8 protein-coding genes are annotated in these 12,286 nt (G+C 63.7%); 6 read left to right on the forward strand and 2 right to left on the reverse strand.

Going from position 1 to position 12,286, the window contains the following annotated elements; translation table 11 throughout:
* The first annotated feature begins 35 nt into the window (after nucleotides 1–35).
* The 5 genes from MKZ87_RS13075 to MKZ87_RS13095 are packed head-to-tail and all read left to right on the forward strand — an operon-like array spanning nucleotide 36 to nucleotide 10,312.
* Nucleotides 36–6,416 carry an Ig-like domain-containing protein gene (locus MKZ87_RS13075; RefSeq protein WP_085702801.1) on the forward strand — a complete coding sequence of 2,127 codons (6,381 nt, stop codon included), beginning with the start codon at nucleotides 36–38 and terminating at the stop codon, nucleotides 6,414–6,416.
* A 48-nt stretch (nucleotides 6,417–6,464) separates the two neighbouring features.
* Nucleotides 6,465–7,979 (forward strand): TolC family protein, encoded by a 1,515-nt coding sequence (locus MKZ87_RS13080; RefSeq protein ID WP_085697938.1) that lies wholly within the window; start codon nucleotides 6,465–6,467, stop codon nucleotides 7,977–7,979.
* Nucleotides 7,963–8,568 (forward strand): adenylyl-sulfate kinase, encoded by a 606-nt coding sequence (gene cysC, locus MKZ87_RS13085; protein WP_085697939.1) that lies wholly within the window; start codon nucleotides 7,963–7,965, stop codon nucleotides 8,566–8,568. Before MKZ87_RS13080 ends, cysC begins: the two co-directional genes overlap by 17 nt.
* The gene (locus MKZ87_RS13090; protein WP_085702800.1) at nucleotides 8,565–9,350 is read left to right on the forward strand and encodes an aspartyl/asparaginyl beta-hydroxylase domain-containing protein; all 786 of its coding nucleotides are present in this window, start codon (nucleotides 8,565–8,567) and stop codon (nucleotides 9,348–9,350) included. The genes cysC and MKZ87_RS13090 overlap by 4 nt, the downstream gene beginning before the upstream one ends.
* Nucleotides 9,338–10,312: a sulfotransferase family protein gene (locus MKZ87_RS13095; RefSeq protein WP_085702799.1), complete on the forward strand. Its 975-nt coding sequence runs from the start codon at nucleotides 9,338–9,340 to the stop codon at nucleotides 10,310–10,312. The genes MKZ87_RS13090 and MKZ87_RS13095 overlap by 13 nt, the downstream gene beginning before the upstream one ends.
* Here the strand turns inward: MKZ87_RS13095 and MKZ87_RS13100 are convergent.
* Nucleotides 10,278–11,036 (reverse strand): slipin family protein, encoded by a 759-nt coding sequence (locus tag MKZ87_RS13100; RefSeq protein WP_085684328.1) that lies wholly within the window; start codon nucleotides 11,034–11,036, stop codon nucleotides 10,278–10,280. The two genes, MKZ87_RS13095 and MKZ87_RS13100, sit on opposite strands and share 35 nt — an antisense overlap.
* Nucleotides 11,037–11,038: 2 nt before the next feature.
* Nucleotides 11,039–11,566 carry an NfeD family protein gene (locus tag MKZ87_RS13105; protein WP_085702798.1) on the reverse strand — a complete coding sequence of 176 codons (528 nt, stop codon included), beginning with the start codon at nucleotides 11,564–11,566 and terminating at the stop codon, nucleotides 11,039–11,041.
* A 319-nt stretch (nucleotides 11,567–11,885) separates the two neighbouring features.
* On the opposite strand from MKZ87_RS13105, the gene MKZ87_RS13110 reads away from it, so the two are divergent.
* Nucleotides 11,886–12,131, forward strand: coding sequence for a DUF2789 domain-containing protein (locus MKZ87_RS13110; RefSeq protein ID WP_085697944.1), 246 nt, complete (start codon nucleotides 11,886–11,888; stop codon nucleotides 12,129–12,131).
* Nucleotides 12,132–12,286: the final 155 nt, after the last annotated feature.

Below are 12,286 nucleotides of genomic sequence, written 5' to 3' on the forward strand. Positions count from 1 at the left end.
GCATCAACAACTGTGTTCGAGTCCGGGTGAGCAACATGTGGTGGAGCAAGCAAAAGTCGCGGGTTACCGAAGGCCAACGGACGCTGGCGGCGCCCATGATCATGTCGCTGGAACCGCGCATGCTGTTCGACGGCGCCGTTGCGGCCACCGTGGCCGACACCGCCGCCCAGGCTGACAGCCATGCCACCGCCGATGCCGCGAAAGCACCGGCCGCCGACCACCCGAGCGCCAGCAAGGACACCCACGGCCAGGCCGATGCCACGCCTGCTGCCAGCCCGGTCGCTGTGCCGGGGCAGAGCGTGGTGTTCGTCGATTCCCGGGTCAAGGATGCCGACAGCCTGCTCAAGGGCGTGGCGCCCGGCACGCAAGTGGTCAAGCTCGATGCGGGCAAGGATGGCTTGCAGCAGATCGCCGATTATCTCGATCAGCATCATGGCGTGAGCTCGGTGCAGATCATTGCCCACGGCAATGCCGGCGACCTGTGGCTGGGCAACAGTTATCTGTCGGCCGACAACGTCGCCCAGCGCAGCGCGATCCTGGGGGAGATCGGCAAGGACATGAACGTGGGCGGCGATATCCTGATCTACGGCTGCTACACCGCCGAGGGTGACCGTGGGCTGAGTTTCGTCGACTCGCTGGCGCAACTGACCGGGCGCGACGTGGCCGCCTCCAGCAACCGCACCGGCGTGGGCGGCGACTGGGACCTGGAGATCGCCACCGGCTCTATCGAAAGTGCCAACGTGCTGTCGACCAAAGCGATGAGCGAATACCAGTGGGGCCTCGCCACCTGGACCGCCACCAACAATGGCAACACCGGGGTCGGCTCGCTGCGCGCGGCTATTGCGTCGGCGCAGAACGGCGACATCGTGACCTTCAGCTCCGGCATGACGGTGCAGCTCACGTCCGAATTGCTGATCAACAAGAACATCACCGTCGATGGCGACCTGAACAACGACGGGGTTGCCGACATCACGCTCGATGGCCAATACCGGACGCGGGTAGTGGAAATCACCTCCGGCAGCACGGTGACGCTGGATGGGCTGGTCATCACTCGGGGCCTGGTGTCCGGCAACGGCGGTAATGGTGGCAATAGCGCCACCGGCGCCATGGGCGGCGGGATCTTCAACGCCGGCATTCTCACGCTGAACAATGTTTCGGTTACCGGTAACGCAGCTGCGGGTGGTGGCGGTGGCGGGGGTGTCACCGGCGCCAACTACGGCGGCGGTGGCGGCGGTGGCGGTGGTCTTGGCGGCCAGGGTGGCGGCCATGGCGGTACGGCCGGTCCGGGCATCGGTACGCTGGGCGGCCAGGCCGGCAGCGGTGGCGTCGGTGGCTACGGCGGCGGCTATGACGCAACGCACATGGGCGGGCGCGGTGGTTCCACCACCGGTGGTGCCGGCGGTGTCGGCGTGTCGTATTACAGCAACGGCGGCAACGGCGGCACGGCCAGCAACGGCACGATATCCATCGGTGGCGGCGGTGGCGGCTCGGGCTGGGACAAGGTCGGCGGCGCGGGCGGTAACGCCGCCGGCGGCATTTACAACGCTTCTACCGGGACCCTGAAAATCGTCGGCACGTCGGTCATCAGCAATAACATCGGTGCGGGCGGCGGTGGCGGTGGTGGCAGTGGCCAGGGCAGCAACAACCAGAACGGCGGCGACGGCGGACGCGGGGTCGGTGCGATCTGGAACCAGGGCGGCACGGTACTGATTACCGCCTCCAACTTCAGTGCCATCAGCGGCAACGCGGCGGGCAGCGGCTCCGGTGGCCTGGAGCTGGGGGGCGGCGTCACGGGCTCGGTGCCGTTGGCTTTTGCGGCGATCTACAACAATGGCGGCACCCTCAACACCGCTTATGTGGAACCGCCGACTGCGACCATCGTCATGTCGGACACAGCGCTGAAAATCGGCGAAACCTCGCTGGTGACCATCACTTTCAGTCGGGCGGTCACCGGTTTCACCAACGCCGACCTGACGATCGCCAACGGCACGTTGAGTGCGGTCAGCAGCAGCGACGGCGGCATTACCTGGACGGCGACCTTCACCCCGACCAACAACATCACCGATGCCACCAACCTGATCACCCTCGACAACACCGGAGTGACCGCAATCAGCGACGGCGTGGCGGGCGTCGGCACAACCAACTCCACCAACTATGCGATCGATACCGTACGGCCGACCGTGACCATCGCGATGTCCGATACGGCGTTGAAGATCGGCGATACCTCGACGGTGACTTTTACCTTCAGCGAAGCGGTGACCGGTTTCACCAACGCCGACCTGACCATCGCCAACGGTACGCTGAGCGCCGTGAGCAGCAGCGACGGCGGCATCACCTGGACGGCGACGTTCACGCCGAGCGCCAGTATCACCGACACCACCAACGTCATCACTCTGGATAACACCGGTATTGCCGATCTGGCCGGCAACGCCGGCAGCGGCACCACCGACTCGACCAACTACGTGATCGATACGGCGCGCCCGACCGCGACCATTGTCGTCGCCGACAGCAATCTGGCGGCGGGCGAAACCTCGCAGGTGACCATCACCTTCAGTGAAGCGGTCAGCGGTTTCACCACCGCCGACCTGACGGTGGCCAACGGTACGCTGACCGGCCTGAGCAGCAGCGATGGCGGCATCACCTGGACCGCCACGCTCACGCCGACCACCAACATCACCGACACCACCAACCTGATCACCCTGGACAACACCGGGGTCGTCGATCTGGCCGGCAACGCCGGCAGCGGCACTACCAACTCCAACAACTACGCCATCGACACTGCGCGCCCGACCGCAACCATCGTGGTGGCCGACAGCAGCCTGCGGATCGGCGAAACCTCGCTGGTGACCATCACTTTCAGCGAAGCGGTGACCGGTTTCACCAACGCCGACCTGACCATTGCCAACGGCACATTGACGGCGGTCAGCAGCAGCGATGGCGGCATCACCTGGACGGCGACGTTCACGCCGACCGCCAGCATCACCGACGCAACCAACCTGATCACGCTGAACAATACCGGCATTGCAGACCTGAACGGCAACACCGGCAGCGGGACCACCGACTCCAACAACTACGCCATCGATACCGTGCGCCCGACCGCGACCATCGTGGTGGCCGACAACAACCTGCGGATCGGTGAAACCTCGCTGGTGACCATCACCTTCAGCGAAGCGGTCAGCGGTTTCACCAACGCCGACCTGACTGTCGCCAACGGCACGTTGAGTGCGGTCAGCAGCAGCGACGGCGGCATCACCTGGACGGCCACGTTCACGCCGAGCGCCAGTATCAACGACACCACCAACCTGATCACCCTGGACAACACCGGCGTTGCCGACCTGGCGGGCAACGCCGGCAGCGGCACCACCGATTCCAACAATTATGCGATTGATACGGTGCGGCCAACCGCGACCATCGTGGTCGCCGACAGTAACCTCACTGCCGGCGAAACCTCGCTGGTGACCATCACCTTCAGCGAAGCGGTCAGCGGTTTCACCAACGCCGACCTGACGATTGCCAACGGCACGCTGACGGCGGTGAGCAGCAGCGACGGCGGCATCACCTGGACGGCGACCTTCACGCCGAACCTGGGCGTCAACGACGCGACCAACGTGATCACGCTGGCCAATACCGGCATCGCCGATCTGGCCGGCAATGCCGGCAGTGGCACGACCAATTCCAACAACTACACCATCGATACCCTGGTGCCGACCGCGACCATCATCGTGTCCGACTCCAGTCTGAAGATCGGCGAAACGTCGCTGGTGACCATCACCTTCAGCGAAGCGGTGACCGGTTTCACCAACGCCGACCTGACGATCGCCAACGGCACGTTGAGTGCGGTCAGCAGCAGCGACGGCGGCATTACCTGGACCGCGACCTTCACGCCGACCAGCAACATCACCGACGCCACCAATGTGATCACCCTGGACAACAGCGGTGTCCAGAACCTGTCCGGCAACGCCGGTGTCGGCACCACGAATTCCAACAACTACGCCATCGATACCCAGCGCCCGACCGCAACCATCGTGGTTGCCGATACCGCACTTGGCGTCGGCCAGACCTCGCTGGTGACCATCACCTTCAGCGAAGCGGTGACCGGTTTCACCAACGCGGACCTGACCATCGCCAACGGTACATTGAGTGCAGTCAGCAGCAGTGACGGCGGTATCACCTGGACGGCGACCTTCACGCCAGCGGCGGGGATCACCGACACCACCAACCTGATCACCCTGGACAACACCGGCATCACCGACCTGGCGGGCAACGCCGGCAGCGGCACGACCGACTCCAACAACTACGCGGTCGACAGTCAGCGCCCGACAGCCACGATTGTGATGAGCGACAGCGATTTGCGCCCCGGTGAAACAGCGCTGGTGACCATCACCTTCAGCGAGGCCGTGACCGGTTTCGACAACGCCGATCTGAGTGTCGCCAACGGCACCCTGAGCAATGTTTCGTCAAGCGACGGCGGTATCACCTGGACGGCCACCTTCACGCCGAACATCGGAGTCACCGATCTCACCAACCTGATTGTCCTGAACAATACCGGCATCGCCGACCTGGCCGGCAACACCGGCACCGGCACCACCAGTTCGGCCAACTATCAGGTGCAGACCCAGGTGCCGACCGCCACCATCGTCGTGGCCGACACTTCGCTCAAGGCCGGGGAAACCTCGCTGGTGACCATCACCTTCAACGAAGCGGTGAGCGGCTTCGACAACAGCGACCTGACCATCGCCAACGGCACATTGAGCAACGTCAGCAGCAGCGACGGCGGTATCACCTGGACCGCGACATTCACCCCGACGGCCAATGTCACTGACGCCACCAACCTGATCAGCCTGAACAATGCCGGCGTGACCAACGTCTCAGGCAACAGCGGTATCGGCAGCACGGACTCCAACAACTTTGCCATCGACACCGCGCTGCCAACCGCCACCATTGTGGTTGCCGACAACCGCCTCGGTATCGGTGAAACCACCACCGTTACCATCACCTTCAGCGAAGCGGTGATCGGGTTCGATCTGGGCGACATCAGTGTCGCCAACGGTTCGTTGTCGAACCTGGCCAGCAGCGACGGCGGCGTGACCTGGACCGCGACCTTCACGCCGACAGCCAACGTCAACGACCCGACCAACCTGATCCTGATCGACACCGGCGGCGTCCAGGACCTGGCCGGCAACCTCGGCGCGAGCATCGCCATCTCCAACAACTACATCCTCGACGCCACCCGGCCGACGGTGAGCATTGTGGTCGCCAACCCACATTTGGGCATCGGCCAGACCACCACGGTGACCTTCACCTTCAGCGAGGCAGTGAGCAATTTCGACCTGTCCGACCTGAGCGTGACCAACGGGGATCTGAGCAATCTGAGCAGCAGCGACGGCGGCAAGACCTGGACCGCGACCTTCACGCCGACCGCGAATGTCACTGACCCGAGCAACTTCATCGCGCTGGACACCAGCAATGTCACCGACCTTGCAGGCAACGCCGGCAGCACGGTGGCGGTATCGAACAACTACGCCCTCGACAGCGAACGGCCGACCGCCACGGTGGTGATCGCCAATCCAAACCTGGGCGTCGGCCAGACCTCGCAAGTGACCATCACCTTCAACGAAGCGGTGAGCGGTTTCGACCTGTCGGACCTCAGCGTGGCCAACGGCACCTTGTCCAACCTGAGCAGCAGCGACGGCGGCAAGACCTGGACCGCGACCCTGACGCCAAACGCCAACGTCAACAGCACCAATAACGCGATCAGCCTCAACACGGCGGGGGTCAGCGACCTTTCCGGCAACAGCGGCAGTGGCGTCAGCAGTTCCGGCAATTACGTGATCAACACGGTGCCTCCTGTGACACCCACTTCTGCGCTGATCGTGGTGACGCCGGATCCGGAGTTCCGCAGCAGCGATCCGGTCGTGCCGCCGCCACCGCCGAACGTTCCGCTGCAACCGATCGTTTTCACGCCGCCCACCGGCGACCTCGGTTCACCGCTGACTTTCGCGCCGTTGTTCGAGCAACGGGTGATCGGCAACGGCATCCGTCCGCTGGGGGATATTTTCATCAACCGCGGTGCGCTGAGCCCGAGCTTCATTGCCCAGGTCTTCACCAGCAGTGACAACGGCGGTGACGGTTCCGGCCATGGCTTCCTCGGGTTCGGCGGCGGCGATGGCGGGGTGTTCGGCAGCAGCACGCTGTCGAGCCTGTTCAATCAGGACAGCAGCGCCGAGCGCGATTCGCTGAACGCCTTCGGCAGCCAGTCGATCAAGGGCGGCGATATTTCCCAGGGCCTGCGCGGCGTGTTCGGCGCGCCGACCCTGGGCCAGCAACTGCAACAGATCAAGGACAGCGAGCAGCACCGGGTCGACAACCTGGCAGCGGCGCTGCAACAGGTCGGCATCAGCGAAATGCCGGCCTGACAACACACAACAATTCACATATGTGCGGGACCTAGGGGCGATCCAGGGATGAAGAAAAGTCAGAAGTTGTTCGGCGCCAGCCTGCTGGCGCTGGCGATCAGCGGATGTGCAGTAACCAGTGAACCGATCGAACGCAGTGTCAGTGAACAACGGGCCCGGGCCGACCTGCAAAGCATGTACAAGGGCCAGGAACCGCTGAGCGGTCCGCTGACCCTGCACCAGGCCATGGCTCGTGCGGTGAAGTACAACCTCGAAGGCCGCTTGAAAATCATGGAGGAAGCGCTGGCCAAGCGGCAGCTCGACCTCGCCAGTTTCGACATGCTGCCGCGCATGGCGCTGGACGCCGGTTACGTCGGGCGCAACAACGTCAGCGCCTCCAGCAGCCAGAGCGTGCGTACCGGCACCCAATCCCTGGAACCGTCGACCTCTCAGGATCGCGACCGCGAAGTCGCCGACCTGACCATGGTCTGGAACGTCCTCGATTTCGGCGTCAGTTACATCAGCGCCAAGCAGCAAGGCGACCAGCGGCTGATTGTTCAGGAACGCCGACGCAAGGTGATCAACACCATCGTTCAGGACGTGCGCTCGGCCTATTGGCGGGCGATGGCCGCCGAACGTCTGCTCAAACAGATCGACAGCCTGATGGCGCGGGTCGACACCGCCCGCCGCAACAGCGAAAGCATGAGCGAGCAACGCATCGGCGATCCGGTGCAGTCGCTCGGCTACCAGCGTTCGCTGATCGAGGCGACCCGACAACTGGAAGAACAACGCCGCGCGCTGTCGCTGGCGAAAACCGAACTGGCGACCCTGATCAACCTGCCGCTGGGCACCAACCTGACCCTGGCCACCGATGACGGTTATCAGATCCCGGAACTCAAGGTCGACCTGACCAAACTCGAGCAGGAAGCCCTGACCAGTCGTCCGGAACTGCGCGAGCAGGATTACCAGACCCGGATCAGCGCCGCCGAAACCCGCAAGGCCATGCTGCGACTGCTGCCGGGCCTGGAGTTTTCCGCCGGCGGGCATTACGACAGCAACTCGTTCCTGGTCGAACAGGGCTGGGCCGACTACGGCGTGAAGGTCACCTGGAACCTGTTCAACGTGATCTCCGCCCCGGCGGCCATTGACGTGGCCAAGGCCGGTGAAGAAGTCGCCACCGCACGGCGTCAGGCGATGTCGATTGCAGTGCTGGCGCAGCTCTACGTGGCCAACGCCAACTATCAGGAGGCGCTGCGCCAGTTCAAGACCAACCAGCAACTGTCGGACATCGACGGGCAAATCGTCGGTCAGTTGCGTAACCGTCGTCAGGCCGACGGCATTGGTGAGCTGGACCTGATTCAGGGCGAGCTCAATACCTTGCAGGCCGATCTGCGTCGTGACCTGTCCTACGCCGATCTGCGCAATGCCTACGGCCAGATCTTCGCCAGCGCCGGCCTCGATCCGCTGCCGGATCAGGTGCAATCGACCGAAGTCCAGTCGATCGCCACGGCGCTGGCCAACCGCGAAGCGGCGTGGGCCTCGGGGGATATTTCGCTGCCGGTGGCCCATGCCTCCGCGCAGTGACGTGCTGGCGCCGACCGCCAGCATCAGCCGTACCCAACGCGAGGCCCGCAACGGCCATCGCGGCACGGCGATGCTGCTGACCGGCTTGCCGGCGGCGGGCAAATCGACCCTTGCCCAGGCGTTACACGCCGAGTTGTTCAGTCGTGGTCTGCAAAGCGTGGTGCTCGATGGCGACGGCTTGCGCGTCGGGCTCAACCGCGACCTGGGTTTTACCGATGCCGATCGCCTGGAAAACATTCGCCGCGCCAGTGAGCTGGCGGCGTTGCTGGTGGAGAACGGGCAGATCGTGATTCTGGCGATGATCGCCCCGCTGGCGGAACTGCGCGAAGTGTTTGCCCGCCGTTTGGGTGAGGACTATCGCGAGGTGTGGTGCAGCGCTGCGCTGGCGGTGTGCGAGCAGCGCGATCCGAAAGGGCATTACGCCCGGGCCCGACGCGGCGAGCTGGCCGGGTTCACGGGTGTGTCGGCGCCTTACGAGGCGCCGGCCCAGGCTTCGCTGGTGCTCGACACCGGCACGCTGACGGTCGACGCCTGTCTGGACCGGTTGCTGACCTGGCTCGGCGAAACAGCGGTGTTGCCCAAGGTATGAGCCGACCGGCGTTCTCGCGGTTGCCGGTGACGGTGGACCTGCCGTTGCTGTTGCAGGCGCTGTCGGCGATTGACGACGCTGCCTGGCGCGGCCATTTCAACACCGCTTATTTCGCCGGCGACTGGAGCGGCGTGGCGCTGATTTCCGCCGCCGATGCGCTGACCGAACTGTCCCCCGGCAGCGCCGGACCCGTCCAGCGCACCCCTTGGCTGAATGATGGTCGCTGGCAGCAGGCCCTGCGGGATCTGCCGCTGGAGATCGTCAGCGCGCGGCTTTTACGACTGGGGCCGGGCGGGCAGATCCATGAGCATCGCGACTACGATCTTGAGGGTGCGGACGCCGATTTGCGCCTGCACATTCCGCTGCTCAGCCCGCCCGCCGTGGATTTCTGGCTCGACGGTCAGCGGATGCCGATGACGGCGGGGGAATGCTGGTTTCTCGATCTCGCCCGACCGCATCGGGTCGACAATCGCGACTGCACGGCACGGGTTCATCTGGTGCTCGATTGCCGCCCCGCGCCATGGCTTGCGCAGATGATCGTTGACGGGTTGCCGAGTACTCCGCTGCCTGATGGCGTGGAGACGGCGTTGCAGCGTTTTCAACGGTTGCTGGTCACGGATCCGATGTTGTCCGCGACGTTGCAGGCAGTGCACGACCCCGAAGCCTTTACTGTCCGGACGCTGGCGTTGGCCGCTGAACGCGGCCTGCACTTTTCCCGTGAAGAACTGCTGGCGGCGATGCGTAACGGTCGTCGGTCATGGAACGAGCAATGGCGCCTGTGAATTTCGACGGCTGGTTGCCGATTCGCGTCTGGAAAACCGCCGGGCAATGGCAGGTCGACTGGTGCTGGTTCGGCGACACCCCGCTGCATCAGCCGTTCTTTCGTGAAGCTGTCGAAGACGCGTTGCGTCTGCCGTTCAATCAGGCGTTCCGCCGGCAAACACCCTTGTCGGCGCTTATGGACTGGCAAGCGCTCAGTCCGGGTCTGCCGCCGAGCGCCTTGATCCTGCACGCCTCGCGGTGCGGTTCGACGCTGATCAGTCAGATGCTTGCCCGGCTCGACGATCACATCGTGGTCTCGGAGCCGCCGCCCCTTGATGCCTTGCTGCGCAGTGATCTGCCGGACGAAGAACGCCGCGCGGCCATCGCCGGATTGCTCTCGGCGTACGGTCAGCGGCGGCGCGGCCAGGAGCAGCGGCTGGTGATCAAACTCGACGCCTGGAACATCGGCGAATGGCCTCTTCTGCGCGAGTGTTTTCCCGATACGCCGTGGCTGTTTGTCTATCGTGATCCGCTGGAAATCGCCGTGTCGCACCTGCGCCGTCCCGGCCTGCACATGGTGCCGGGAGCGCTCGGCGATTGTGTGCTGGACGATGATTTGCCGTTCGAGGGGCGCGAGGATTTCATCGCCCGGCGGCTGGGGCGCTTGCTGGAGGCCGGTTGGGTGCATTGCCGTGAGTCTGCCGGGCTGGTGCTGAATTACAGCGAATTGCCCGAGGCGATGAGCGGACGGCTGGCGAGGTTTTTCGGGCTGAGTGCCGCGCAGTGTGAACAGGCGCTGGCGGCGACGGCGCAGCACGCGAAGCAGCCGTCACAACCCTTTGTCGTCGATGGCGAACACAAGCGCCGTGAAGCATCGGCGTTGTTGCAGGCGCGGGTCGAACATTGCGCCCGTGCGCCCTATGTCGCGCTGGAACGCTTGCGCGCGCTCACGATTTCGCCGACAGATCCGCCATCCCCTTGAGCAGTTCGATCGGCAACGGAAAGACGATGGTCGAGCTCTTGTCGCCGGCAATCGAACTCAAGGTCTGCATGTAGCGCAACTGCATGGCGCCGGGCTGGCGGCCGAGCATTTCGGCGGCCTGCATGAGTTTTTCCGAGGCCTGCAATTCGCCTTCGGCGTGGATCACCTTGGCGCGCCGTTCCCGCTCGGCTTCGGCCTGCCTGGCGATGGCGCGCACCATCGACTCGTTGAGGTCGACGTGCTTGATCTCGACGTTGGCGACCTTGATCCCCCAGGTGTCGGTCTGGGCGTCGAGCACTTGCTGGATGTCGATGTTCAGGCGTTCGCGCTCGGCCAGCAGTTCATCCAGTTCATGTTTGCCGAGCACCGCGCGCAGAGTGGTCTGGGCCAGTTGGCTGGTGGCCATGAGGAAATCCTCGACCTGGATGATCGCTTTCTGCGGATCGAGCACGCGGAAGTACAGCACCGCGTTGACCTTCACCGACACGTTGTCGCGGGTGATCACATCTTGCGGCGGCACATCGAGGACGATGGTGCGCAGATCGACCCGGACCATTTGCTGCACCACCGGAATCAGCAGGATCAGCCCCGGCCCCTTGACCTGCCAGAAGCGTCCGAGCTGGAACACCACGCCGCGTTCGTATTCGCGCAGGATGCGGAACGTCGAGCCGGCCAGGGCGATCAGCAACAGCAGCAGCGCGACAAAACCGATTTGCAGACCCATGATCACTCTCCGAGCGGTGCCGCGTCAGTCGCGGCCACTTGCAGCAACAGGCCCTTGCGCCCGACCACGCGCACCGGTTGCCCGGTGTGCAGCGGCGTGGCGCTCAGCACCTGCCAGCGTTCTCCCTGTAATTGCACCCAGCCATTGCGGCTGTCTTGCGGTTGCACCACCGTCACCGCCGTGACACTGCCGAGCAGGCCGGCATCGCCGCTGACCGGATGACGCGGTCGGGTTTTCAGAGCGCGGATCAGCAGCGCGATCAGCAGCAGGGCGCTGACCAGACCGAGGCCAATCATCATCGGCACCGGCAGTTCGGCGTTGCTCAGGATCAATGCACCGATCACAAACATCACGATGCCACCCAGACCGATCACCCCGTAGTTGGGCAGCACGGCTTCGGCGATCAGAAACGCGATGCCCAGGGTGATCAGCCACAGACCGACCGGGCTGGCGGCGGTTAACGGGTTATCTGCCGCAACCACCGATCCACTCAGCAGCAACAGGGCAAGCGCACAGCAACGGATGTTCACGTGACCCTCCGCGAGAGTCAGGGCTTGTACTTACAGTCTAGTTGACGCTGCGGGTGGATGATTTTTAACCAGTTTGCCTGCCTCGCCAGTGGGCGGATTTCCCAGTGTTTGCAGTTCGCCGGACTAGACTTTCAAGGACAGCCACAGCGTTTCATTACCGTCCGCCGCGCAGCGTCGGTGGGCACCGAGGTGCGTCATCGACCCGCTGCTGGCCCGGCAGAAAGACATCTGCCTGGAAGCCGGCAACCACAACGACCTGCTGCACATGAGCTTGCTCGCGAAATTCTTGAATCCCCCGAGTCTTCGAAGGAGCAGAACAATGGAAAACCCGACGCACAGCCTCCCATCCCTGTTCAAGCAACTCGGTCTGGACAACGACCCGGTCAGCATCGACCAATTCATCGCCACCCATTCCCCCCTCAAACCCGAACTGCACCTGTGCGACGCGTTCTTCTGGACAAAGAGCCAGGCGGATTTCCTGCGGGATGAGATTCTCGATGATGCGGATTGGGCGGAGGTGGTGGATCAGTTGGATGTGATGTTGAGGAAGGGGCGGGGAATGTAAAAAAAATGATCGAAAAGACCGAAATGTAAAAAAACTTGTGGGTTGTAAAAAAAACAGCGCAAAAGTCAGGGTGAGATAAATTTTCTGAATTCACCTTCGGACATGAATTTGTTTCAAAACTTGACTGAATTTCCCCGCCAATGCGATATTGATAG

This window comes from Pseudomonas sp. MCal1, from assembly GCF_026341415.1.
In the GTDB taxonomy this organism is placed as follows: Bacteria; Pseudomonadota; Gammaproteobacteria; order Pseudomonadales; family Pseudomonadaceae; genus Aquipseudomonas.